Below are 26,832 nucleotides of genomic sequence, written 5' to 3'. Positions count from 1 at the left end.
TAAACACTGTTTATTGCTCCCTTTTACTAATAAAAAAGACTGTTTTTTTAGTTAGTATATTACTATCTTTTGGGTTTTAGGCCTTCTTCAGGTTTTGGCTTTTCTTGCTCTTCTAAAGGTTCTTTTTTCTTCTTTTTAGCTCTTTTATATAAAGGTATTAAATAGCTTAAACTGTAATTATATCCTGTGCCAAAATTACTACCTTCTGTTGTTTTATTAAATCCTGGTATCCAGATATTTGCAAAACCATCTGCTGTTTTGTTACTTAGTAAATACCCCAAACGAACACTAGCACCCAAATATAAATTTTTAAATATCTCTACTTTAGTGCCTAAAACAAACTCTAACCAAGATGCATTTAAACCATCAAACTCAGATAAGTTTTCTGTGCCAGGTAAAAAATCATCTTGCCAATACCTATTACTATCGTAAATTTGGTAACTGTTTATTTTGTGTTTAAATGTGCTATACGCGTATCTACCACCAATGTATATAGAATTGTTCATACCATACCAATTATCATATACATTTAAATCTACACCTAATTTTAAGTAACTACCCGTAGTGGTAAAATTAAAATTGTCCTCATCTCTGGTATTTTCTTCGTTACCAAGTTCTGCTGCAACGTATAGGTTTTGAGATAATCTATAATCCCCTGTAATTTCTAAACCCTTGTAATCTTCTCTGTAGAAATTCTGGGCAAGCCTATTTAAGTCAACACCCAAACGTATACCGTATGGTTGCTCATAAACAAGCGTATCCTTTTTGTTTAAGTCAATGGTTTTACTCTGCGCAAAGCCATTAAAAACAAAACTAAAAATACAAATACTAGTGATAAATTTTAACATGTGTTACGGCTATGTTTTCTACTGTGGTTTCTACTACTTCTACGTTTTTAATCCAATTTTCTGCATCTGCAGTAAGTGTACTAGTTAATTCATTATAATGAATAACATAACCGCAGGCTCTAGAAATATATGCTTCATTGGTTGCATAATTAAATGTTACGGTATCTGTATTACCAGTTTCGTCTCCATCTTCATTATCAGCAGAGTTAGAAATTAAATTATAGGTTGTGGTGCTTTCATTTGCACGCAAAGGAATACTAATGGTTGTTAAGTTGGTTCTGTCTATGCTATCTTCATTATCAAAAGGAGAATCTTGTCCCTCACCAACAACTCTAAGTTTAGTAACTGCTTTTTCAGTTTCTTCTTCAGCTTCAAAATCATAAAAATTTACAATTAACAAAGCAGTGTCACCATCTACGCAAATATCATCTTTTTCACAAGATGTAAAGCCTGTAAACAGAAGAATTGCAGCTAATATTCCTATTTTTTTCATCAATATATAGTTTGATTTCTTTTTAATTTGGAACAATTATTATGCCCTCTTTTTCAAAAGTACAACATTTTCTACGTGATGCGTTTGCGGAAACATATCTACAGCTTGCAGTCTTGTAATCTCATACATATCATTCATTAATTCCAAATCTCTTGCTTGCGTAGCACTGTTGCAACTTACGTAAACCACTTTGTTAGGGGCAATAGCTAAAATTTGCTCAACTACATCTTTGTGCATTCCTTCTCTTGGTGGATCTGTAATAATTACGTCTGGTGTACCGTTTTTAGCAATAAACTCTGGATTAAAAATCTTTTTCATGTCACCAGCATAAAAAACAGTATTATCTATTTTATTATGCTTAGCATTTGCTTTAGCATCTTCAATAGCTTCTGGTACAGCCTCTATACCAACAACCTTTTTAGCTTTTTTAGAGACAAATTGAGCAATAGTCCCTGTACCGGTATATAAATCATATACTAGTTCATCACCGCTAAGTTCTGCAAAATCTCTAGTAATTTTATACAACTCATATGCTTGTTCTGAGTTAGTTTGATAAAAAGACTTTGGGTTTATTTTAAATTGAAGACCTTCCATTTCTTCAAAAATATGATCTCTACCAGCAAAACAAACAATGTCTTGATCATAAATAGTATCATTTTGTTTTTGATTAATTACATACAATAAGGCAGTAATTTCAGGGAAAGTAGTAGCCAAGTGATTTAAAAGTGCTTCTCTATTTTCTTTATGATCATCAAAAAACTGAATAAGTACCATAATTTCTCCCGTAGAAGAAGTACGTATCATTAAGGTACGTAATTCACCAGTGTGGTGTCTAGGGTTAAAAAATGTCATATTATTTTTGGTAGCAAATTCCTTAGTTTCTAACCTAATTGCGTTAGATGGGTCTGCTTGTAAATGACATTTTTTAATGTCTAAAATTTTATCCCACATTCCAGGAATATGAAACCCTAAAGCATTACGATCTTCAATTTCCTTATCTGATTTTACTTCATCTAATGTTAACCATCTGCTATCAGAAAAAGAAAACTCCATTTTATTGCGATAAAAATATTGTTTTTCTGACCCTAAAATAGGAGTAATGGCAGGTAATTGTAAGTGTCCAATTCTGGTTAAATTATTTTCTACCTCTTTTTGCTTGTAAAACAATTGATGTTCATAGCCCATATGTTGCCACTTGCAACCACCACAAACGCCAAAATGTTCGCACTGTGGTTCTGTTCTTTTATCAGATAAGGTATGGTAATTTATGGCAGTACCTTCAAAATAAGCCTTTCTTTTTTTTGTGGTTTGTACATCTACAACATCACCAGGCACGGCGTTGTTTAAAAAAATTACACGTCCGTCAGGAGCTTTTCCTATAGTTTTTCCTTTTGCACCAGCATCTACTACTTCTACATTCTCAAAAACTACTCTTTTTGTTTTTCTTCGCATAGCGCAAAAATAGTAGAATTATTTGTTATCTAAATACTTGCTTATTATTAATTATGAATAAAATTGAGGTTAAATTTAGTTTGATAATTTTAATGTTATTTTGATAAATTATAAATTATAAAGGAATTAATTATTAATGTCTTAAATTTTTTATGCTCCAATAGCAATTTGTAATTTGCAAAATATTAAAAAATAAGGTTGATTTCTCTCCTTTAAGCAGGAATCGTTTAAGTTTTATATTTAAAAGAATTAGATTATGTCAATTATTCAAGGATCGGCATCTGCAGACGCAATTGCATTAGAAGAAAAGCACGGAGCTCACAATTACCACCCTTTACCTGTTGTATTAAACAAAGGAGAAGGTGTGTATGTGTGGGATGTGGAAGGTAAAAAATATTACGATTTTTTATCTGCTTATTCTGCAGTAAATCAAGGTCATTGTCACCCAAAAATTGTAGGTGCAATGGTAAACCAAGCACAAACATTAACACTTACCTCTAGAGCATTTTATAATGATATGCTAGGTAAGTTTGAAAAATTTGCAACAGAAACATTTAACTACGATAAGTTATTACCAATGAATACAGGTGCAGAAGCTGTAGAAACTGCACTAAAATTATGTAGAAAATGGGCATATGAAGTAAAAGGTATTCCTGAGAATGAAGCAGAGATTATTGTTTGTGAAAACAACTTTCACGGACGTACAACCACTATAATTTCATTTTCTAACGACCCTGTTGCTCGTAAAAACTTTGGCCCATACACTAGTGGTTTTATTAAAATTGAATATGATAATTTAGTTGCTCTTGAGGCTGCTCTAGAAAACAACAAAAACGTTGCAGGCTTTTTAGTAGAACCAATACAGGGTGAAGCTGGAGTTTATGTGCCAAGTGAAGGGTATTTAGCAGCAGCTAAAGCTTTGTGTAAAAAACACAATGTTTTATTTATAGCAGACGAAGTACAAACGGGTATTGCACGTACAGGTCGTTTATTAGCTACATGTGGTAATTGTACTTGTGCAGATAAAAATTGCTCTGGAACTCCTGAGGTTAAAGCAGACATTTTAATACTAGGGAAAGCATTATCTGGTGGTTCTTATCCAGTTTCTGGTGTTTTGGCTAATAATGATATTATGAACGTTATTACTCCTGGTAACCACGGTAGTACATTTGGTGGTAACCCTGTAGCAGCTGCAATTGGTATTGCTGCTTTAGAGGTTGTTAGAGATGAAAAACTGGCAGAAAACGCTCAGGTTTTAGGTGAGTTGTTTAGAGAAGAATTAGGGAAATTTATAGAAACTAGCGATTTAGTTACGTTGGTAAGAGGTAAGGGCTTATTAAATGCTATTATAATTAATGATACAGAAGATAGTTCTACTGCTTGGGATATTTGTATGGCATTAAAAGAAAATGGTTTACTAGCTAAGCCAACACATGGTAACATTATTAGGTTTGCACCACCATTGGTAATGACTAAAGAACAGTTGTTAGAGTGTGTTGCTATTATTACAAAAACTTTAAGCGAGTTTAAAAAGTAATAGTCACTTTTAAATAATAAAATAGAATTAAAGCACGGCTTTTTCTGTGATGGTTAACGTCATAGAAGCCGTGCTTAATTTTGCGTTAACACCAATAGGAAACGTGAAATTTGCAGGTATATGGCCAAACGACATTCCGTATACCGCAGGTATATTTAAAGGCTCTAACCTATCTTTAATAACTTCTTTTAACGTAAATGTTTTTGTTTTTTGTGTTGTTTCACAACCTGCAAAAACTCCTAAAACTAATCCTGCTGCATTTTTAAAAGTTTTACCTTCTATTAATTGCGTTAACATACGGTCTATACGGTAAGGAGATTCTTCTACATCTTCAATACACACAATTTTATTAGTAAAATCTATTTCATGTGGTGTACCAATTAAGGCATTAATTAAAGTTAAGCTACCACCAACCAAAACACCTTTAGCATTGCCTGGTGTAATAACATATCTATTGTATTCTGTATTTTCTTTTTGCTCTTGAGTTAAGTCAGAATTATGAATTACAACACTTTTTTTAGGGTTAATAACCAGTTGTTCTAGCATAGAAATTCCGTATTCATTATCTAGTGTAGTGCCAACAGGTCCGTGAAAACCAACCAAGCCAGTTTCTGTATAAAAACCGTTTAGTAAGGTTGTAATATCACTAAAACCAATAAAAACCTTAGGGTTATTTTTAATGATTTTATAATCTATCAATTGCATAATGCGTGTGCATCCATAACCGCCACGCGCACATAATATACCATCTATATTTGGGTTTGCAAACATTTCATTAAGGTCTGCGGCTCTTTCTGCATCTGTATTACTAAAATATCCGTAATTACCAATAATACGTTCTGTGTGGTATGGTATAAACCCCATTTTACGTAGTGTAGTTTTGGCATGTTCTAATCCTTCTGAAGAAACCGCATATCCAGGTGCAACTAAACCAATTGTATCTCCCTTTTTTAACTGTTTTCCTTTTAGTAAATTGTTATTTTTAGGAGTATAGCTAGTATTGCTAATGGTAATAGGTAGCAAGCTTGCTGCAGCAGTACCTAATGCAGTTGTAATAAATTTTCTTCGTTTAAGCATAGTAGCGTAGTCTAATTTTAGAACTAATATACACTTTTTAAGGTTTTACAGCAGAACTATCTTTTTTTGTTCTTTTTAACTGGCGTTTAATTTTTTTTATCGCAGATTCAATAGATTTTTCTGGTTCTATAATATTATATTCTCCCCAAAAATTAGGGTCTGAAAATCCAACAGCTTCATCACCTAGAATAATAGACATTTTAACTTTGTCTTTACCTTTAGGTAAAACATTACTTGTGTTTTTCTCCCAATCTGTAACTGCCATTTCACAACTCATACTATAAACTGAGTTAAATAAACGGCTATCCCAATCAATTTTAAATTCTAAAATAGCACTACTGTAGCTGTAATACCATTTGTTATTTTTTTCTCTGTAATCTACCCGGTAAGCAACATCTGTTGGCCATACTTTAGCTCTATTAGGCTTTTTGCGCACAAAAAGTTTAGCAGCCTTTTGTTTGTCTATAATATTTAAAGAATAAATAGCACTGGTAAGTATTTTTTTCTCTGCATCTATATATAATTTTCCTTTGTATAGCGGTTGGTTGGTATTGCTATTTTGTTTAAAACTGATAACGTAAATTAACTTGTTGTTTATACGGGTAGTGTGGTCAAAACTAAAATCATAAAAGGGTAAAACATCTAAGCCAAAAATATATTGCGGGTACTTCATTACATCAACATATAATGCATTAAATGGGCCACCTTGTAATTTTAAAGCAAGGGTATCCATTTTAGAGTAGTTGGTGCTTTTTCTTGTTTTGTAGAGCTCAACAACATCTTTACGAGAGTTAGAGTATGGAGCTTTATAAATGTTAACTACAGCTTCAGAAAGCGATATGTTTTTTCTTCTTTTTTTAATGCTTTCTCTATAAAAAGCTGTCATTACTGTAGGGTCTTCAAAATAATTTTCACCTCTTTTTTTTAGGGTTTCTAAAACCAATGCTTTTGGATCTTTAGGAGCAGAAATATTTATTTCGCTTAGAGCAGTAACTGTTATGTCTAAAAATATTTTATTGTTGCCAGATTTTTTTAATGTTTTTAAGTCTATTTTTTTTGTTTTATATCCTAAAAAAGACACAACCAAATCACCTGTAGACATTTCATTAGGAACTTTTAAAGAAAACTTACCTTCAGCATTACTAATACTACTAATATTAGAGCCGGCTATAGATAAAGTAGCAAAAACAAGAGGTTTTTTAGAGTCGCTATCTAAAATTTCTCCTTTATATTGGTTAAATTCCTGAGCGTTTACAGTTGGTAATCCTAAAAAAAGAAACATAAAACAGAAAAGAAAAGAGTAAAAGACCGACAATTTTATGGGTTTAGTATGTGCGAGTATCATAGCAAAAGTTTTTTAAGTGAGTTAGTTATATACAATCAGAGTCTTTTAAAGATACGTTTTTTTAACATATATTAAGGTTTTTTTAGCAATGATTTATCATAATCTATGTCTAAAATAAGAGGGAAACTTACAAATGAATGCTTAGTTTTATCGTTTTTTTTACACAGTTTTTTATATATAATAGATAAGCAAAGAGTTTTATCTTTGCATACATATAATCGTATTTATGAAAGTCAGCAATATTCCGTACCACAAAACAGGTTACTTCTCTAGTTTAATGTGCGATTATTTAGAAGAGAAGAAAGAGTTACAATCTTTTTACAACAGATTTCCCAACTTAGAGAATTTTAAATTACAGATTGAAGAAAAGTCTAAAAATTTTCCTGATAGAAATAGAGAGGTACTAGCAAATGCATTAGTTAACCAGTATGCAAACATTACTACATCAGAAAAAACTAAAACAAATATATCTTTATTAAAAGAACAAAATACATTTACGGTAGTAACTGGTCACCAGCTAAATTTGTTTACTGGCCCCTTGTATTTCTTATATAAAATAATATCTACAATTAATTTAACCGAGGAGTTAAAAAGGACGTATCCAGAACAAAATTTTGTTCCTGTGTATTGGATGGCAACAGAGGATCATGATTTTGATGAAATTAACTACTTTAACTTTAAGGGGAAAAAGATACAGTGGAATAAAAATGCATCTGGCGGAGTAGGAAGGTTAAATACAGAAGGTTTAGACCAAGTGTTTAATGCTTTTTCTAGTACTATTGGTGGAGGTAAAACAGCAGAAGAGTTAAAAACTTTATTTACAGAAGCTTATTTAAGCCACACTAATTTAACAGCAGCAACACGGTATTTAGCAAATGAACTTTTTACCAGCTACGGTTTAGTTATTGTAGACGGAGATGATAGGGAATTAAAAAAATTGCAAATACCTTATGTTAAAGAAGACCTTTTAAACCATACAGGGTTTTCTAAGGTTGAAGAAACAAATGCAAGACTTAGTGCAGTTTCTGATAATTATAAAATACAGGTAAACCCAAGAGAAATTAATTATTTTTATTTGGTTGATGGTGTAAGAGAACGAATTATAAAAAAAGATGATTTATACCTTATTAATAATACAGAAATAACATTTACTGAAGAAGCTATTTTAAAAGAGCTAAACGAGTTTCCAGAGCGTTTTTCTCCAAATGTTGTTGGTAGGCCACTTTTTCAAGAAATTATATTGCCAAACCTTTGTTACATAGGTGGTGGTGGAGAATTGGCATATTGGTTAGAACTTAAAACATATTTTGAGAGTCAGAATGTAACTTTTCCAATGTTATTGCTGCGTAATTCTGCTTTGCTAATAACAGAAAAGCAATCAGAAAAACTAAATAAACTAAACGTAAGTATTGAAGACTTGTTTTTAAAACAAAATAGTTTAGTAAATAAAAAAATAAGAGAAATATCTAACATAGATATAGATTTTACACCTCAAAAAAAACACCTAGAAGAGCAGTTTAAGCAGTTGTACACGCTTGCAGAGCAAACAGATAAAACTTTTTTAGGAGCAGTAAAGGCTCAAGAAGTAAAACAAAAAAAAGGATTACAAGCTTTAGAAGATAGGTTGTTGCAAGCACAAAAACGCAAGTTAAAAGACCACGTTATACGTTTAACAGATATTCAAAATCAGCTTTTTCCTAACAAGTCTTTACAAGAAAGAAATCAAAACTTTTCTGAGCCCTACTTAGAGTTTGGACCAAGTTTAATTTCTAATTTAATAGCAACTTTAAAGCCTTTAGACGGCAACTTTTTAATATTAGAATTATAAATTAAATGCACAAGATAGATTTAGGTTTAGTAGAAATGACAATGGATGTAATGAAATACGCCATTGATAGAATATCTGCAACTGAACGAGGAGTAGGAAAACCAGTTAAAGCTAAAGAATTAAAGGATTTGGTTGGTGAAACTATTACTAATAAAGGTATAGGCGGTGAAAATGCATTTAATTTATGGAAGAAACATTTGGCTAATGCAAATGTGCAAATAGACCATCCTAGACATTTAGCGTTTGTACCAGCATCACCAACTAGAGCGGCTGTAATGTTTGATTTGGTTACTTCTGCATCTAGTATACACGGAGCTTACTGGATGGAAGGTGCAGGTGGTATTTTTTGTGAAAACGAAGCAATGAAATGGATTGTTTCTTTAACAGGTATGCCAGAAGGCGCTTTTGGTGTTTTTACAAGTGGTGGTACGGCAGCAAACTTATCTGCATTGGTTACAGCAAGAGAGCATTTTAGAGAAAAAGAAGAAAACAGAGGAAAAAAAGGCTTAATTATAGCATCAATTGGTGCACACTCGTCTGTAAAAGCAATGGCCAAAGTTATAGACGTAGATATTCTTTTAGTAGATTCTGAAGAAAGTTTACATCAATCAGAATTAGAAGAAACAATTGCTGGTTTATCTGTAGAAGAGCGTAACAGACTATTTGCAGTAGTTGCAACTGGAGGCACAACAAATGCTGGTATTATAGATGATTTAAGTGGTATAGCTAACGTATGTAAAAAAGAAAACTTATGGTATCACGTAGATGCAGCTTATGGTGGTGGTGCTTTAGTTGCAGATTCTGTTAGGCATTTGTTTAATGGTATAGAGCAAGCAGATAGTATTACTATAGATCCACATAAATGGATGTTTTCTCCGTATGATTGTGGAGCGGTACTTTATAAAGATATGCAGTTGGCTAAAAATGCACACTCACAACAAGGGTCTTACTTAGATATTTTTAAGGATGAAGGAGCTCATGGTTTTAATCCAACAGACTACCAAATACAGCTAACACGTAGAGTAAGAGGACTTCCTTTGTGGTTTTCATTGGCTATGCACGGTACAGATAGGTATAAAGAAGCAGTAGAACGCGGATTAGAACTTGCGCAAATTGCGGGTAAAATGATAGAAGCACACCCAGATTTAGAATTGGTAAGAGAGCCAAGCTTGTCTTGTGTGTTGTACAGAAGAAAAGGTTGGCAACCAGAAGATTATACGCATTGGACTTATGAAAACCATAAAAAAGGGTTTGCCTTGGTAACACCAACTAAATATAAATTAGGCAATACTTATGAAACTGTTTCTAGGTTTTGTTTTATTAATCCGGATACTACAGAAAAAGACATTGAACAAATCTTAAAAACAATGGAGTAAAATTTCAATAGTTTCGTTTAGCTTTTTTATAATTAAATATTACTTTTGCGCATGCAACATGACAAGGTATTAATTTTAGACTTCGGATCGCAGTATACACAACTTATTGCGCGTAGAGTTAGAGAGCTTAACATCTATTCCGAGATTCATCCATTCAACAAAATTCCAACAAACTTAGAAGAGTACAAGGCGGTTATCTTATCAGGTAGTCCTATGTCTGTACGTTCAGATGATGCTTTTCATCCTGACTTAAAAGGTATTAGAGGAGAAAAACCAATGCTAGCAGTGTGTTATGGCGCACAATACTTAGCACATTTTTCTGGTGGCGAGGTAGCCCCTTCTAACACAAGAGAATACGGTAGAGCAAACTTAAGTTTTGTAAAAGAAAATGAAACTTTTCTTAAAAACATAAGCGCAGGTAGCCAAGTTTGGATGAGTCATAGTGATACTATTAAATCTCTACCAACAAACGGAACATTGCTTGCAAGTACGCATGATGTACAAAATGCAGCATATAAAATAGAAGGTGAAACTACATATGCAATACAATTTCATCCAGAGGTTTACCACTCTACAGATGGTAAACAATTATTAGAAAACTTTTTGGTAGACATAGCAAATGTTAATCCAGATTGGACACCTAATGCTTTTGTAGAAGAAACAGTAGAAGCGCTACAGCAAAAAATTGGAGATGATAAGGTTGTTTTAGGTTTATCTGGAGGGGTAGATTCTTCTGTAGCAGCAATGTTATTGCATAAAGCCATAGGAAAAAACTTATACTGTATATTTGTAAATAACGGTTTATTACGTAAAAATGAATTTACAGATGTATTAGAGCAGTACAAAGGTATGGGCTTAAATGTAAAAGGTGTAGACGCTTCGGCACGCTTTTTGGATGCATTAGCTGGGTTAAGCGATCCAGAACAAAAGCGCAAAGCTATTGGTCGTGTATTTATAGAGGTTTTTGATGATGAAGCTCATCAAATACAAGGAGTAAGCTGGTTAGCACAAGGTACAATTTATCCAGATGTTATAGAAAGTGTTTCTGCAACAGGAGGACCAAGTGCAACAATAAAAAGTCACCATAATGTAGGAGGCTTGCCAGATTTTATGAAACTTAAAATAGTAGAACCATTAAAAGCTTTGTTTAAAGATGAAGTAAGGAGAGTAGGAGCCTCTATGGGTATGGCAAAAGACCTTTTAGGGCGTCATCCTTTTCCTGGACCTGGACTTGCAATTCGTATTTTGGGTGATATAACACCAGAAAAAGTAGCTATTTTACAAGAGGTAGATGCTGTATTTATAGGAGAACTTAAAAAAAGTGGCCTATATGATAAGGTTTGGCAGGCCGGAGCCATACTTTTACCCGTAAATAGTGTAGGAGTTATGGGAGATGAGCGTACCTATGAAAAATGTGTAGCTTTACGTGCAGTAGAAAGTACAGACGGAATGACAGCAGATTGGGTAAACTTACCATATGAGTTTTTACAAAAAGTGTCTAACAATATAATAAATAAAGTAAAAGGTGTAAATAGAGTAGTTTATGATATTAGTTCTAAACCGCCTGCAACAATAGAATGGGAATAATTATGAATAGTAAATTTTTTAAAACAGTTCTTTCTTTTTTGTTAATTCTTTTGGTTACAGCCAATTCTTATGCTCAAAAGTATAAGACACACCCTGTTAAAAGAGGAGAATCTTTAGAGAGTATATCTAAAACATATAACGTATCTATAGAGGATATTTTGGTCTATAATAAAGAGATTAAAAAGGGGCAAAAACTAACTCCTAATACTATATTAATTGTTCCGTTAGATAAAAAAATGGCAGCTGTAACAGCTTCCTTGTCAGGTGATAAACCTGTAACGGTTACTCAGGTTAAGCAAGAGGAACCAATTCGTTTTATAGAACATAAAGCTAAGAAACGAGAAACTTTATACAGTCTTGCTAAACAGTACAATGTTACAGAAGATGACATTAAAAGATATAACAAACAATTATATGCAGAGCAATTAAAAAAAGGAACTGTTTTAAAAATACCTGTTTATAAAAAAGAGGTTGTAGATACTTCTGTAACTACAACAACTAATTCTTTTTCTGAGGTTTATGAAGATACTCCTTATAAGTTTACAAATTATAAAGTTAAAAAAAGAGAAACATTATATGGTATTTCTAAACAATTTAAAGTTTCTCAGGATCAGATAAAAAAGTACAATACAAGTTTGTATTCTGATGATGTAAAGAAAGGGATGATATTAAGAATTCCTCACTTTAAAAAGGTAGAAATTAAAGAGGTTGTTTTAAAGTCTTATATAGTAAAAGCTAAGGAAACACGCTGGAGTATAGCAAATAAGTATGGTATTACTGTAGATAGCTTGTTGCTACTAAATCCAGATTTACCAAAATCTTCTAATTATTTAGCAGAAGGGCAAGAGCTTAAAATACCAGAGAGAAATATAGTTGTTAGAGATAGCTTGGTTAAAACTGGTTCAGAAAAAGTGCCAGATTTTATAACCTATACTGTACCTGCAAAAATGAATTTTTATAGGTTAGAAAAGGCTTATGGTGTTACAGAAGAAAAAATAAAAGAGATTAATCCTCTAGTAAAGGAAAAAGGGCTTCAAGAAGGAATGAATATAAAAATTCCAACTTTAAAAGGTAAGTCTTCGTCAGATACACAAGTTGTAAATTCAGAAAACTTTATATTTTACGTAGTTCGTCAGGGGCAAGGAGAAATGTCTTTGTCTAGAGATTTAGGAGTATCATTTAGTGAGCTAATAGCATTTAATCCAGCTTTAAAAGATGGTATTAAATCTGGTATGGTTTTAAAACTACCAAAATCTAGAAGTACCAACTTTACAGTTAAAAACTCTTTAATTTTACCAAAAATTAATTTAGTAGATAGTATAAATGTTGCGGTAAGACCAAAAGTTATGGTTTTATTACCTTTTAGATTAGACAAAATAGATGTAAATAATTCCTCTACAGCTAAAAAGGATATTGATAAAAGACTCGACACTAAAATTAGTTTAGGTTTTTACTCTGGTATGCAATTGGCATTAGAAACAATTAAGAAAAAAGGAGTTTCTGTAGATGTTACTGCCTTTGACACACAGTCTACTAAAAGTGTAGATAGAGTTAAAGAAATTTTAGCACAAGAAAATATTGCGAATTATGGAGCTATTATTGGTCCTTTAGATCCGCAATCTATACAAGAGGTAGCTAAAAAAACTGCAGGTTTACAAATACCTGTTGTGTCTCCTAACTTAACAGAGCAACAAATAGGATTTGGTAATACGTTTTACACTTTGCCATCTAATGAGGTTTTAAGAGCTAAAATTTTAGACTATGTTTCTAGTATTTATACCAATCAGAATATAGTAATTATAGCAGACTCTAAACATAAGGAAGCCTCTGATGCTATTATGGCAAAGTTTCCTAAAGCCAAAAAGGTTAGCTTAATTAAAGACTTAACAATTAATATAAATAAGTTAAAATATTTATTATCTAAAAAGGTAGATAATTTTGTTTTTGTAGAGACTAGTAATTTGGCACTTTCTAAGCACGCCACATCTGTTGTAAACTCTTTAAATGCTAAGGATACAAAAGTTAGAATGTTTACCACAGACCTAAATAAAGCTTTTGATAGAGATGATGTAGATAACTTACTTTTATCTAATTTAAACTTTACATACCCATCTGTAAATAAAGAAATTACTGATGAAGAGTTTAATAAAATGTACAGATTTAAATTTGGAGCAAATCCAAATAAATACGCAGCAAGAGGTTTTGATATTATGTATGATGTATTGTTAAAACTAGCTTATAAAAATGATTTGTTTGAGGTATCTAAAATAGTAGGAGAAACAGAGTATATTGCTAATAAGTTTAATTATGTAAACAAGCAAAATGCAGGGTTTACTAATACAGCTGTTTATATTATGCAGTATAATGATATGAAAATTGAAGAAGTAGAAAAAGTAGTACCTAAAGTATAATTGGTATGTCTTTCTTTAAAAAAATAGTTTTTTTACTATGTGTGTTTTTAGTTGCTAAAGGCATTGCACAAACTGAAGAAACTATTGTTTGGAGACCAAATTTAAAACTAAATTGGTCTAATTTTAAAGATAAAGCACCAATTAATAATAGAGCGGCAGCTATAACAGCTAGTGGTATCACTTATAAGTATACCACATATTTTGATAAAAAAAAGGGCAATAGATTCACATATGAAGTTGTTGCCCTTTTTTACCCAAATAAATCTTGGTATAAACCAGAGTTATGTACAGATATCACCTTAAGTCATGAGCAATTACATTTTGATATTGCAGAGATTTACGCGCGTAAAATGAGACTTAGCTTAAGTAAAATTAAACCTTCTAAACATACCAGAAATCAGGTGAAAGATATTTATACCGCTATTAATAAAGAATTAAATGCTTATCAGGATTTGTATGACTCAGAAACAAATTACTCTAGAGATATAGAAAAACAGCTTTTATGGCAAACAAAAGTTAAAAAACAACTTCAGTTAAAATAATTTAGATAATAAAAAAGCGACACCCAGTGTCGCTTTTTTATTTTTATCTTATTGCTTAGCTAATGTAATTACCAATGTCCCTTTAGTGTCTAAATCTACACCTCCAGTTGTTACAATCCTATTTACTTCGGTTTGTATAACAAGAGTTTCATCAGTTAAGCTAATTACTCTATAAGTTCCGTTTACAGTGTCATTAGCGTCAAGTTTTAGAGTGTCATTTTCTAATGACCAATCACCAGAACTTAGCGGACTTTCAGATGTTATGGTTTCTGTATAATCAGTTCCTAAAAACGAGAAATTAATTACAGTAGTGTATTCACCTGTGCTAATAATTGTATTAGGGTTTTCTGTAAATGTAGCTGTAGAGTTTTCGTTAGTAGAATTTGCTGTATATTCTAGCGGATAGGTTTGGTTATTAACAACAGTAGTGGCTGTACCATTATCAATAGTAGCACTCACCAATACCCAAGTACCAAGCAAAGGAGATTTTACTTCTGCTTCATCTGCAATTAATGGGTTTGTGCCTGCATTTACTTCATCAATATTAATTATTCCGTCAGCATCACAGTCTAAGTTGTTCCAAGTTTCACTAGTGTCAACTGTTTGACTAGCGAGTAAAAAAGAGCAGTTACTTAAAGGGTCTGTACTATTGGTTAATTCTGTGCCATCAATTACACCATCCCCATCTGTATCAACAATTAAAGGATTTGTTTTATTTGCTTTTTCTTCTCCATCCGTTATTCCATCATTATCTGTATCCTCGTTATTTGGATCTGTACCATCTATTTTTTCATCTCCATCATTTACGCCATCATTATCCGTATCAGGAATTAATGGATTTGTTGAGTCTGTTTTTTCTTCTCCGTCACTTACACCGTCGTTATCAGAATCAGCATTAGTAGGATCTGTTCCATCTTTATTCTCGTCTTCATCCGTAACACCATCATTGTCTGTGTCTAATTCAGAATTGTTTGAGTCAGTGTTTTCACTTTGTTCAATTAAATTAAACAATTCTTGACTATCTTTGTCACAAGAATTTAAAATTATTAATAATAAGAATAGGGGAATTAAATTTTTCATAGTTGTTCTGGTTAATTGTTTTTCAATTTGTAAATATACTAATGAATTTGCCTTTTTTTAATGTAAGTTGTTGAACTTCTTTTAAATGTACGTTTAGAATTTACTTTTAGACTTTTTAATTATGTTAAAAAACGATAACCAAAAACTTATAGAATTGGCTCATTACAGAATGCCATTTGGTAAATACAAAGGAAGGTATTTGGTAAACCTACCAGAACCATATTTGGTATGGTTTAATCAAAAGGGTTTTCCTGACGGAAAACTAGGTGTTTTGTTAAAATCTATGCTAGAAATTAAAATAAACGGATTGGAAGATATCATTCTAAAAATTCAGAAAGATTTTCCTAAAGAATAGACTGCTTTTGTAATAGCAATTTGCTATTTTTGCTTGCGTTAAGAAAACAACCTAACGCTACATGGCAAACACTAAGTACATATTTGTAACCGGAGGGGTTACATCATCTCTAGGAAAAGGAATTATAGCAGCATCTTTGGCTAAATTATTACAAGCTAGAGGTTACAGAACTACCATTCAAAAATTGGATCCTTACATTAATGTAGATCCAGGAACATTAAACCCTTATGAACACGGAGAATGCTACGTTACTGACGATGGTGCAGAAACGGATTTAGACCTTGGGCATTATGAACGTTTTTTAAACGTAAGAACTTCACAAGCTAATAATGTTACTACAGGTAGAATTTACCAAAGTGTTATAGAAAAAGAACGTAGAGGAGAGTTTTTAGGTAAAACAGTACAAGTAGTTCCTCATATTACCAATGAAATTAAAGAACGTATACAAATACTTGGTAAAAGCGGAGATTACGATATTGTAATAACAGAAATTGGTGGTACTGTTGGTGATATAGAATCTTTGCCATACATAGAAGCAGTTAGGCAATTACTATGGGAGCTAGGAGATAATAATGGTATTGTAATACATTTAACATTAGTACCATACTTGTCTGCTGCTGGAGAATTAAAAACTAAACCAACTCAGCACTCTGTTAAAACATTAATGGAAAGTGGTATTAAGGCAGATATTTTAGTTTGTAGAACAGAACACCAAATCTCTGATGAAATAAAGCATAAGTTAGCATTGTTTTGTAATGTAAAAAGAGAGGCGGTAATACAATCTATAGACGCATCTACTATTTATGATGTGCCTTTACTAATGCAACAAGAAGGTTTAGATACTGTTGTTTTAGAACGATTAGCATTGTCTGATACAGAAAAGCCAGATTTAACTACCTGGAATCAGTTTTTAGAACGTCATAAAAATCCAAAAAATCAAGTTACAATTGGTTTAATTGGTAAGTATGTAGAATTGCAAGATTCTTATAAATCTATTTTAGAAGCTTTTATACACGCAGGAGCAGAAAATGAGGTAAAAGTTGAAGTAAAATCTATACACTCTGAGCATATTTTAGGTAAAAATATGGCAGAAGAATTAAAGGGGTTAGATGGTATTTTAGTAGCACCTGGTTTTGGGGAAAGAGGTATAGAAGGTAAAATTGAAGCTGTACAATATGCAAGAGAAAACAAAATACCATTTTTAGGTATATGTTTAGGTATGCAAATGGCAGTTATAGAATTTTCTAGAAATGTTTTAGGGTTAGCAGACGCTAATTCTAAAGAAATGGATGAAAAAACACCAAACCCTGTTATTAACTTAATGGAAGAGCAAAAAACTGTAGTTAACAAAGGTGGTACTATGCGTTTAGGTACTTGGGCTTGCCATTTAGAAGATAATAGCCTTGTTAAAAATGTGTATAGTGGTAAGGCAGATATATCTGAACGTCACAGACACAGGTATGAGTTTAATAATAAATACAAAGACCAAATAACAGCTGCTGGCTTACAAGCTTCTGGTATTAATAAAGATACAGGTCTTGTAGAAATTGTAGAGCTGCCTAAAGATATTCATCCTTGGTTTATTGGTGTACAATATCACCCAGAATATAAAAGTACAGTTGCAAATCCTCATCCTTTATTTGTTGGCTTTGTAAAAGCTGCTCTTGAGCATAAAAAACAATAAAAAAGTGCCACTTTGGCATAAAGTGTACATTTGGACATATATTTGCAAATTGTAATTTATTATTAACATAACTAGATTTATAGTGTTTGCTATAAAATCTTTGACATATTAGAATGGAAGAAAAGAAATTTGATGCAAAAACCTTAATTGGGTTTTTACTAATTTTTGGATTGTTTGTTTTATGGTTTAATACCACACAACCAACTGCCGAGGAACTAGAAGCACAGAAAAAAGAACAACAAAAAACTGAAGCTGCCACAGTAGATAACAAGCAAGAAAAAGAAACTACTGCTCAAGAACCAGTTTTGAATTTATCAGATTCTACAGCGGTTGCTAATTACAAAAGTAAAATAGGAGCTTTTGGGTATACACCAGCTTCAGAAGGAACAACTGTTTTAGAAAACAATGTTCTTTATTTAAGAATTAGTAACAAAGGAGGACAAATTGTAGAGGCAAAGATGAAAAACTTTGTTACTTATGATTCACTTCCTGTACACTTAGTAAAAGACAATAACGCAAGTTTCGGATTAACTTTTTCTACATCAGATAATAGAGTTTTAGATACAAAAGATCTATATTTTGAACCGTCAATCTCTAAAAATGGTAATAATACCGTGCTTTCTATGAAAGCTAAAGTATCTGCTACAGACTTTTTAGAATACAGATATGAGATTAAACCAGATGAGTACTTGTTAGATTTTAATATTCGTTCTCAAGGTTTAAACGGAGTATTAAATAGCGCTGCACCAATTGCTTTAGTCTGGAAACAAAAAGGAATTAGACACAGTAAAAGTGCTACATATGAAAATAGATATACCCGTTTAACATACAACCATGATGATGGTAATATTAGTAAATTATCAGAAAGCAGTGATGATGAAGAAGAAGAGGTAGATGTTAAATGGTTGTCTTACAGGCAACATTTCTTTAGCTCTATATTAGCTACAGATAAACATTTTGAAACAGCTAAATTAAGTTCTGTAAACTTAGTTGAAGATGATACACCAGAAACAAAATTTACTAAAGAGAATACAGCTGTATTACCTTTAAAAGCAGATGCCGGTGAACTATCTTATAATATGAACCTGTATTATGGACCAACAGATATTAAAGAACTATCTAAATACAAAGAGCTAGGTTTAGAGGACTCTATACCTTACGGTTGGGGAATATTTGGTTTTATAAATAGATATGTGTTTACGCCAGCTTATACTTTTTTAAGTAGCTTTTTACCTTACGGTATTGCAATTATTGTAATGACAATTTTGGTGCGTTTATTAATGTCGCCAGTAACCTACAAGTCGTACTTATCACAAGCAAAAATGAAGGTTTTAAAGCCAGAGATTGCAGAATTAGGAGAGAAGTACAAAGACAATCCAATGAAAAAGCAGCAAGAAACTATGAAGCTTTATAATAAAGCAGGAGCAAGCCCAATGAGTGGTTGTTTACCAGCTTTATTACAATTGCCAGTTTTTTATGCCTTGTTTATGTTTTTTCCAACCTCTTTTGCGTTGCGTCAAAAACCATTTTTATGGGCAGACGATTTATCATCTTATGATATTATAGCAGAATTACCATTTCACATTCCATTGTACGGGGATCACGTTAGTTTATTTCCAATATTAGCATCTATTGCCATCTTCTTTTATATGATGATGACATCTGGACAAAATATGCAACAGCAGCCAGGTATGCCTAATATGAAATTTATTCTTTACCTATCTCCATTAATGATGTTAATATTCTTTAATAGTTACGCAAGTGGACTTAGTTTGTACTACTTTGTATCTAACTTAATTACAATATTTATTATGTTGGCAATTAAGAAGTTTATTATAGATGAAGATAAAATACACGCTAAAATTCAGGAAAATAAAAAGAAACCTAAGAAAGAAAATAAGTTTCAGAAAAAAATGCGTGAAATGATGGAGCAAGCAGAAGAGCAAAAAAAGAATAGATAATAGTCTTTTTTAAATTATATTAAAAATCCTGCTTCAGTTTTGAAGCAGGATTTTTTTGTTATGTATTCTTTAAATAAAAAAAAGCTCCTATTTCTAGGAGCTTTAAGCACTAAGTAGGTTAAACTTAGTAACATTTGGGACTCCAAAGATGCAACCTATTAAAAGGTTAAAAAATGTTTAGTTGTAAAAGCTGCATTTTTGTATGTTAAGCAGAGTCATTTTGTTGTTAAGTTTTCGACTAAGTTTTTAGTCCGTTTTTAATCGGTTTTAAATATCGATAAACGGTATATTTCTTTATGAAAAATTAAAGATTTATGGGTGTTAATAGAAATACAAAGCATTTTAGATTTTTGTATTTTTGCAATTCAGATTATAAAAAATGAAAAAAGTAGTAGTAGGACTTTCAGGAGGTGTAGATTCTAGCGTTACAGCTTATCTTTTAAAAGAACAAGGTTATGATGTTATAGGGCTTTTTATGAAAAATTGGCACGATGATTCTGTTACCATTTCTAATGAATGTCCTTGGTTAGAGGATAGTAATGATGCACTAATAGTTGCAGAGAAATTAGGTATTCCTTTTCAAACAGTAGATTTAAGTGCAGAATATAAAGAACGCATTGTAGACTATATGTTTAATGAGTATGAAAAAGGAAGAACACCAAATCCAGATGTACTTTGTAACAGAGAAATTAAGTTTGATGTGTTTATGAAGATTGCAATGCAATTAGGGGCAGATTATGTAGCTACAGGACATTACTGTAGAAAAACTTCTTTTATAAATGAAGAAGGTAAAGAAATACATCAACTTTTAGCTGGTAAAGATGGTAATAAAGATCAATCGTATTTTTTATGTCAACTTTCACAAGAACAACTGTCTAAAACGTTGTTTCCTATTGGAGATTTACTAAAGCCAGAAGTACGAAAAATTGCAGCAGCTAATGATTTAATTACAGCAGATAAAAAAGACTCTCAAGGACTTTGTTTTATAGGTAAAGTGCGTTTGCCAGATTTTCTTCAGCAAAAACTAAAACCAAAACAAGGTGTAATTGTAGAGGTTTCATCTTCATTAGAACAATACAACAATGCAATACCAGAATTTGCAACCAAAGAAGATGAATTGGCTTTTTACGCAACAAAACCGGTTTATAATTTAAATGATGGTAAAGTTGTAGGAGAACACCAAGGTGCACATTACTTTACCAAAGGACAACGTAAAGGTTTAGCTGTTGGTGGTACCAAGGAACCTTTGTTTGTTATAGAGACCGATGTAGATGAAAATGTAATATATACAGGGCAAGGTAAAAAGCATCCTGGGTTATACCGTAAAACACTTTTTGTATCTAATGAAGAGTTACATTGGGTACGTACAGATATGGCTTTAGAGGTAGATGAAACTATGGAAGTTATGGCACGTATACGTTACAGGCAAGCTTTACAAAAAGCAACATTGTATAAAGTTGATACTGGATTGTATGTAGATTTTAAAGAAGAGCAATCTGCAATGACAGAAGGTCAATTTGTTGCTTGGCATATTGGTGATGAGCTAATAGGCTCTGGGGTAATATCATAATTATAAAAGTTGAAAAAAATAAATATGCAAAACAGAATAACATCATTATTTAATATTGAATATCCTATAATACAAGCAGGAATGATATGGGCTAGTGGTTGGAAATTAGCTTCAGCTGTTTCTAATGCTGGTGGCTTAGGAATAATTGGTGCGGGTTCTATGTACCCAGATGTTTTAAAAGAGCATATTTTAAAATGCCAAAAAGCTACAGATAAACCTTTTGCCGTTAATGTGCCAATGTTATACCCTAACGTAGAAGAAATAATGAAAATTATTGTAGACCTAGGTGTTAAAATAGTTTTTACTTCTGCTGGTAATCCTAAAACTTGGACAAGCTTTTTAAAAGAAAATGGTGTTACGGTAGTGCACGTTGTTAGTAGTTTAAAATTTGCATTAAAGTCTGAGGCAGCCGGAGTAGATGCTGTTGTTGCAGAGGGTTTTGAGGCAGGCGGACATAACGGTAGAGATGAAACTACTACTTTAGCCTTAATACCAGCAGTTAAAGAGCAGCTAAAAATACCATTAATTGCTGCTGGTGGTATTGCAACGGGTAAAGCAATGTTAGCGGTTATGATTTTAGGTGCAGATGCAGTGCAAATTGGAAGCAGATTTGTGGCTAGTGAAGAGGCGTCATCTCATCAACTATTTAAAGAAAAAGTTGTAGATGCTAAAGAAGGAGATACTCAATTAACTTTAAAAGAATTGGCCCCAGTACGTTTATTAAAAAACAAATTTTTTAATGAGGTGCAAAATGCATATAGTAAAGGAGCTACACCTGAAGATTTAAAAACCTTGTTAGGTAGGGCAAGAGCTAAAAGAGGAATGTTTGAAGGTGATATGGAAGATGGCGAGTTAGAAATAGGCCAGGTTGCTGCTATTATACATAAAATTATGCCTGCAGCTGACATTGTAAAAGAAATAGTAACCGAGTTTAACTTGGCAAAAACACAAATGGCTAACTTGTAATTAATAGTGTAAAGATTTAAAATAGATAAAGGCATCTAGTAGTCTACTACCATACCAAGAAAAATATTCGCCGTCTACCAACTCAACAGTTGTAGATGGCATTATTTTTTTTATTTCATCTATATGATTTCTTTTAAAAGGATACGGCTCAGATGATAATAAAATAGAGTCTGGTTTTAATTCTTTTAAAGCTTCTAAGGTTGTTTCTGGATACCGTAAGCTATCACTAAAAACATTATCATAGTTATTAAGTGTAAGCATATGATTTATAAAAGTATTTTTGCCTGCAGCCATATATGGTTCTTTCCAAATTAAGTAAGCTACTTTTTTACGTGGTTTGTCTTTTATAAAATCTTTAAAGGTATTTGCTTCATTTCTTATAGTGCTAACAATTTTTGTGGCACTAAACATTTTATTAAAAATTGTGCCATATTGCATTATTAGCTCTAAAGAATCTTCTAAATCATTAATATTAGATACGTGTACAGGGTAAAGTTTTTCTAGTGCTTCTACAATTTCTTTTGTGTTTTCTTCTTTATTACACAAAATTATGTCTGGTTTTGCAGCTTCAATTTTAGCTAAAGATATTTTTTTTGTGCCGCCAACCACTTTTTTAGACATACGTAAGTGTTTAGGGTGTACACAAAATTTAGTTACCCCAACAATATATTCTTCTAGACCTAAATCTACCAATAATTCTGTTTGTGAGGGAACTAAAGAAACAATACGTAATGGCTTTTTAGGGCAATTAATTTGCCTTCCCATTTGGTCTATAATCTGTTGCATAAAAGCAAATATACCTTAAAAATTAGGGGATGTCATTATATATCATCAGGAAACAAGAAAAAGCTTTTAAGTATGTCTTTAAGCCCGTCTGGTGTTAGTGGTTTACTTTTAAAATCGTTAATTTGTGTAAAGCTTAAGGCTCTTTCTTTATCATCAGGATTTAATGATGTTGTAAGCATTACTATAACGGTTTCTGCCATTTGGTTTTCTTCAAGCTTTTTGTATTCTTGTAAAAACTCCCACCCATTCATTATAGGCATATTAATATCTAATAAAATTAAACTAGGCTGTGGATATTTACCGTCAGTCTCTGTTTTTAGATAATTTATTGCTTCTTCACCATTGGTTTTTACAATGATATTATCTGTACAGTTAACTTTTTTAATGACCATTTTATGCAAAAAATTAGTTGCATCATCATCATCTATTAACAATATACTTTTTAGCTTGTTCATTTTTGTTTTTTAATAGTAAATTTAAATTCGCTTCCCTTATTAGGTTCAGATATTACCCATATTCTGCCTTCATGCATTAATACAATTTTTAAGCAGTGAGCAAGTCCTATTCCTACACCATCATAAATGTCTTTAGAATGTAAGCGTTGAAACATAGAAAATATTTTATCCTGATGCTTTTTTTCTATGCCAATGCCATTATCTTTTACACTAAATTCCCAATATTCTCCAATATCTTTTCCTTGTATTTCTACTACAGGTGCGTTTCCTTTTTTTTGAAACTTAATTGCATTGCCAATTAAATTTTGAAAAAGAATACGTAATTCTGTTTTTTGCCCATAAATTTTTGGTAACTTTTTATGTTTAATAGTGGCATTTATATCGTTTAAATTAGGCTGTATTTCTGCAATAATATTTTTTACAAGTTTGTTGGTTTTTACTTTGGTAACATTATTTTTTACTCCAATTCTAGAGTAATCAAAAACGGCTTTAATAAGTAGGCTCATTCTTGTGGTAGCTTGTCTAATAAAATTAAGGTAGGTTTTGCCATTTTCGTCTAACTTATCTGCATATTCTTCTTTAAACAGTTGTGTAAAATTTAGTAATGTACGTAGTGGTTCTTGTAAATCATGAGAAGCAATAAATGCAAACTGTTCTAGTTCTTTATTTTTTTGACTAACAACATAATGGGCATTTTTTAAGGCTGTAACTCTTATTTGCTCTTTTTTATGGGCCGAAATATAATCTAGCATAATACCAATAAAAGGTATAGCGTAGGATATTGCCTTTAAGGTGTGTGCAATGTTAAAATTAGAATCATGTAAATTCTCAGATCCAAAGGCCATATACATTTGTGTAGCAATTGCGGGTATCATACTCCATAAGAGTGTGTTAGAAAAAACACTATTTTCTTTTTTATTTAACTTCGGAAATAAGTAAATAGCCATAAATAAGAAAAGAATAAGCGAAATTAAATCATACGGTCTTGTTACAAAACTGTTATGAAATGTTGTAATTGGTAAGGACTTGCTAGATGCTACAAAGTACATAGTTAAATATGCTAAAAGCACAAAAAATAAGGATACTAGTAAAACAAAACGTCTTCCTCTTTTAGGAATCATTCTTTTTTCTTTTATAAGAAAAATGCTTGCTCCAATAATTAAAATAACACTATTAAAAATTCTTGAGAGTGCCCAAGTAAAGGGTAAAAAGTTATCGTTAGTAGATGCAGAGTCTATTATATTTACAGCAGCTAATGCATGAAAACCATCAATAAAACCAGCACAAAGTAGTGCGGCACCAATTATAGGAGTTGTAGGGTTGTTGGTTATTCGGTATTGTATAAAGGCTAAAATTGCAGTAGATACAGCAATACAAATAGCTGTCCATTCTAAAATTAAGTGAGTAAAAGTACCTCTTAAATGAGTTAAAATTAAATTTTGAGACGCATCATCTAAGACAACTTTATCTCCACTGGCATCTAAAACTACGTTTATACTTCCAAAATTAACTCCAGCTAGCTGAAGAATAAAAGGAATAATACATATAACCAGTAGTGTTACAACTAAAGTTTTAGAGAACTTTAGTTCTTTTGTTATGGGGGGAGTTTTCATATGTAAATAAATACCTACACTAAAAATAAGTAATAATAGTAAGGTATTAAGTGTTTTTATAACTTATTTTTTTATAAAATAAGTTTAGCGGTTATAATTCTTTAATATAATTATTAACTATTTCTAAAGCTTTTTCAGCCTCATCATTATGTACATATAAATCTTGCTCTCCAGGTATAGCTGAAGCAAAACCAGCTAGTCTTCCTGATTCTGACTCATCTTTAACAACGCCTTCAATATTTATTTGTAGCAGCTTTTCTAAAATAGCCTTTACGTTAAATTGGTTTCCGCTATATATTTTTTTGTAGTTAGTTTTTAACATAGGTTTTAGTTCAGGTTTAAAATATATAATATACGGAAAAATAAAGAATTTTTATTTTAAAACCTGTCTTTGTAGTATTTTTTTTAGACCAAATTTGTAAGTGTTTCTTTTACAGTGGTCTGTTTTGTAATATAAGAGGTGCTAGGCAATGTTTTTAGACTAATTGTCTACTATTTTAGGAAGTATAAAGCATTTGTAAATAACATTTTATTATAAAAGTCCTCTCGCCTTAATTTCTAAATATTTATTAATAGTATTAATTGTTAGTTCCTCTGGCTTGGTAAGTATAGTTTGTATGCCATATTGTTGCAGTTCTTTCTGCATTAATTTTTTATCCATACTAAATTTTTCTGCAATAGTTTTGTGGTAAATACCTTGTAAGTCATCAGCACTAGTATTTATGAGTTCTTCTAGCTCGGTATTTTCAAAAAACACAACAACTAAAACGTGCTTTTTGGCAATGGCAAGTAAAAAAGGTAGTTGCCTACGCATAGCTGTAATGTGCTCAAAATTTGTGTAAAGCAGTAATAAACTTCTGTGATTTACTTTTCTTTTAATATGCGCGTAAAGCAATCCAAAATCTGAGTCTGTGTACTCTGTAGAAATATTGTAAAGCTTTTCTAGGATAGAGTTTAAATAAGTTGGTTTTTGTACAGCGGGTAAAAAAGTCTCTATGTTTTTAGAGAATGATATCATCCCAGTTTTATCATTTTTTTTAAGAGCTACATTAGAAAATGCGAGTGTACTATTTATGGCATAATCTAACAGTTTTAGACCATTAAAAGGCATTTTCATTACTCTGCCAGTGTCTATAACAGAATAAATTGGTTGCGATTTTTCATCTTGGTATTGGTTTACCATTAACTGGTTACTCTTTGCTGTTGCTTTCCAATTTATGGTTCTAAAATCGTCTCCTGGAACGTACTCTTTAATTTGTTCAAACTCTTGGGTATGTCCAATACGTCTAATTTTTTTCATTCCAAATTCAGATAATTTATTGCTAATAGCTAAAAAATCATATTTCTGCATTTGTATAATAGACGGGTAAACAGGTACCATTTGGTTTTTTAAATACAAGAACCTACGTTTTACTATGCGTAGGGGAGTAGAGGCATAAATATTTAAATTACCAAAATAATATTCTCCACGTTCTACAGGTCTAACTGTATATTCAAAAATTTTAGGTTCTTTTTTAGTAAGTATGGTGTTGTATTTAAAATCTCTTTTTTGAAATTGAATAGGTAATTCCTCTACTACAGTGATACCAGTTTTAAAATCGTATGTGCTTATAAATTCCATAACAATAGGGTTATGGTCACTGTTTGATAATTTTTGAGGCAAGCTTCTGCTGGCTTTTACACTGTTTTTTGTAGCGTAAAGTAAAACAATATCAAACAAAAACATTGCTAACAAAACCATAGTACAAATCCACGCAATAGGGTATAGCCATTTGTACCAGTATGATGTCATAAACATTGCTGCTAGTATGGCTAGGTACCAAAAAAAGGTATTGTGTATGTAAAACGATTTTAAAAAGCGCATGT

At 31.8% G+C, this 26,832-nt stretch carries 22 protein-coding genes; 11 read left to right on the top strand and 11 right to left on the bottom strand.

Annotated elements, in window-relative coordinates; translation table 11 throughout:
• Positions 1-62: 62 nt before the first annotated feature.
• The 3 genes from KLA_RS06090 to rlmD are packed head-to-tail and all read right to left on the bottom strand — an operon-like array spanning position 63 to position 2,793.
• On the bottom strand, positions 63-848 hold the full coding sequence (locus KLA_RS06090) for a DUF6048 family protein (RefSeq protein WP_013619816.1): 786 nt from the start codon (positions 846-848) through the stop codon (positions 63-65).
• Positions 829-1,341, bottom strand: a complete 513-nt coding sequence (locus KLA_RS06085; RefSeq protein ID WP_034644574.1) for a DUF6452 family protein — start codon at positions 1,339-1,341, stop codon at positions 829-831. The genes KLA_RS06090 and KLA_RS06085 overlap by 20 nt, the downstream gene beginning before the upstream one ends.
• 39 nt (positions 1,342-1,380) lie before the next feature.
• The gene (gene rlmD / locus KLA_RS06080) at positions 1,381-2,793 is read right to left on the bottom strand and encodes a 23S rRNA (uracil(1939)-C(5))-methyltransferase RlmD (RefSeq protein ID WP_034644573.1); all 1,413 of its coding nucleotides are present in this window, start codon (positions 2,791-2,793) and stop codon (positions 1,381-1,383) included.
• Between the two features lie 256 nt (positions 2,794-3,049).
• On the opposite strand from rlmD, the gene rocD reads away from it, so the two are divergent.
• Positions 3,050-4,330, top strand: coding sequence for an ornithine--oxo-acid transaminase (rocD, locus tag KLA_RS06075; protein WP_013619813.1), 1,281 nt, complete (start codon positions 3,050-3,052; stop codon positions 4,328-4,330).
• A 27-nt stretch (positions 4,331-4,357) separates the two neighbouring features.
• Here rocD and KLA_RS06070 read toward each other — a convergent pair whose 3' ends face one another.
• The gene (locus tag KLA_RS06070) at positions 4,358-5,407 is read right to left on the bottom strand and encodes an LD-carboxypeptidase (RefSeq protein WP_034644572.1); all 1,050 of its coding nucleotides are present in this window, start codon (positions 5,405-5,407) and stop codon (positions 4,358-4,360) included.
• Positions 5,408-5,444: 37 nt separating this feature from the next.
• Complete coding sequence (locus KLA_RS06065) at positions 5,445-6,752, bottom strand: carboxypeptidase-like regulatory domain-containing protein (RefSeq protein ID WP_034644571.1); 1,308 nt, start codon at positions 6,750-6,752, stop codon at positions 5,445-5,447.
• Positions 6,753-6,978: 226 nt separating this feature from the next.
• Here KLA_RS06065 and bshC point away from each other — a divergent pair, with 226 nt between their 5' ends.
• From bshC to KLA_RS06040, 5 genes are read left to right on the top strand one after another with little or no spacing between them, the layout of a single operon-like run.
• A complete protein-coding gene (gene bshC, locus KLA_RS06060) occupies positions 6,979-8,580 on the top strand; it encodes a bacillithiol biosynthesis cysteine-adding enzyme BshC (RefSeq protein ID WP_034644570.1) in 1,602 nt (533 codons plus the stop codon).
• A 5-nt stretch (positions 8,581-8,585) separates the two neighbouring features.
• Positions 8,586-9,956, top strand: coding sequence for a pyridoxal phosphate-dependent decarboxylase family protein (locus KLA_RS06055; protein WP_034644569.1), 1,371 nt, complete (start codon positions 8,586-8,588; stop codon positions 9,954-9,956).
• Positions 9,957-10,007: 51 nt separating this feature from the next.
• The gene (guaA, locus tag KLA_RS06050; RefSeq protein WP_034644568.1) at positions 10,008-11,543 is read left to right on the top strand and encodes a glutamine-hydrolyzing GMP synthase; all 1,536 of its coding nucleotides are present in this window, start codon (positions 10,008-10,010) and stop codon (positions 11,541-11,543) included.
• A gap of 2 nt (positions 11,544-11,545) precedes the next feature.
• Positions 11,546-13,954, top strand: a complete 2,409-nt coding sequence (locus KLA_RS06045; protein WP_161633456.1) for a LysM peptidoglycan-binding domain-containing protein — start codon at positions 11,546-11,548, stop codon at positions 13,952-13,954.
• Between the two features lie 5 nt (positions 13,955-13,959).
• Complete coding sequence (locus KLA_RS06040) at positions 13,960-14,496, top strand: DUF922 domain-containing protein (protein ID WP_013619806.1); 537 nt, start codon at positions 13,960-13,962, stop codon at positions 14,494-14,496.
• A 48-nt stretch (positions 14,497-14,544) separates the two neighbouring features.
• Here KLA_RS06040 and KLA_RS17525 read toward each other — a convergent pair whose 3' ends face one another.
• Positions 14,545-15,576, bottom strand: coding sequence for a lipocalin family protein (locus KLA_RS17525; RefSeq protein WP_051456049.1), 1,032 nt, complete (start codon positions 15,574-15,576; stop codon positions 14,545-14,547).
• Positions 15,577-15,697: 121 nt separating this feature from the next.
• On the opposite strand from KLA_RS17525, the gene KLA_RS06030 reads away from it, so the two are divergent.
• From KLA_RS06030 to KLA_RS06010, 5 genes are all read left to right on the top strand, one after another.
• Positions 15,698-15,931, top strand: a complete 234-nt coding sequence (locus tag KLA_RS06030) for a DUF3820 family protein (protein WP_013619804.1) — start codon at positions 15,698-15,700, stop codon at positions 15,929-15,931.
• Between the two features lie 61 nt (positions 15,932-15,992).
• Complete coding sequence (locus tag KLA_RS06025; protein ID WP_013619803.1) at positions 15,993-17,615, top strand: CTP synthase; 1,623 nt, start codon at positions 15,993-15,995, stop codon at positions 17,613-17,615.
• A gap of 113 nt (positions 17,616-17,728) precedes the next feature.
• Positions 17,729-19,576, top strand: a complete 1,848-nt coding sequence (gene yidC, locus KLA_RS06020; RefSeq protein ID WP_034644567.1) for a membrane protein insertase YidC — start codon at positions 17,729-17,731, stop codon at positions 19,574-19,576.
• A gap of 379 nt (positions 19,577-19,955) precedes the next feature.
• Positions 19,956-21,146, top strand: coding sequence for a tRNA 2-thiouridine(34) synthase MnmA (mnmA, locus tag KLA_RS06015; RefSeq protein WP_034644566.1), 1,191 nt, complete (start codon positions 19,956-19,958; stop codon positions 21,144-21,146).
• A gap of 24 nt (positions 21,147-21,170) precedes the next feature.
• Entirely contained in the window at positions 21,171-22,112 is a 942-nt protein-coding gene (locus KLA_RS06010) for an NAD(P)H-dependent flavin oxidoreductase (protein ID WP_034644565.1), read from the top strand.
• Here the strand turns inward: KLA_RS06010 and KLA_RS06005 are convergent, their stop codons facing one another.
• The 5 genes from KLA_RS06005 to KLA_RS05985 form a co-directional block, all read right to left on the bottom strand.
• The gene (locus tag KLA_RS06005; protein WP_034644564.1) at positions 22,113-22,898 is read right to left on the bottom strand and encodes an ABC transporter substrate-binding protein; all 786 of its coding nucleotides are present in this window, start codon (positions 22,896-22,898) and stop codon (positions 22,113-22,115) included.
• 35 nt (positions 22,899-22,933) lie between these two features.
• Positions 22,934-23,353 carry a response regulator gene (locus KLA_RS06000; RefSeq protein WP_013619798.1) on the bottom strand — a complete coding sequence of 140 codons (420 nt, stop codon included), beginning with the start codon at positions 23,351-23,353 and terminating at the stop codon, positions 22,934-22,936.
• Complete coding sequence (locus KLA_RS17520; protein WP_013619797.1) at positions 23,350-24,966, bottom strand: ATP-binding protein; 1,617 nt, start codon at positions 24,964-24,966, stop codon at positions 23,350-23,352. Before KLA_RS17520 ends, KLA_RS06000 begins: the two co-directional genes overlap by 4 nt.
• Before the next feature lie 91 nt (positions 24,967-25,057).
• The gene (locus KLA_RS05990) at positions 25,058-25,288 is read right to left on the bottom strand and encodes a putative signal transducing protein (protein WP_013619796.1); all 231 of its coding nucleotides are present in this window, start codon (positions 25,286-25,288) and stop codon (positions 25,058-25,060) included.
• A gap of 210 nt (positions 25,289-25,498) precedes the next feature.
• Positions 25,499-26,830, bottom strand: coding sequence for a DUF58 domain-containing protein (locus KLA_RS05985; protein ID WP_034644563.1), 1,332 nt, complete (start codon positions 26,828-26,830; stop codon positions 25,499-25,501).
• Positions 26,831-26,832: the final 2 nt, after the last annotated feature.

Source organism: Cellulophaga geojensis KL-A (assembly GCF_000568425.1).
GTDB classification, from domain to species: Bacteria; Bacteroidota; Bacteroidia; order Flavobacteriales; family Flavobacteriaceae; genus Cellulophaga; species Cellulophaga lytica.
The sequence above is the reverse complement of the archived record's forward strand: the minus strand, read 5'-3'. Positions and strand labels throughout refer to the sequence as shown.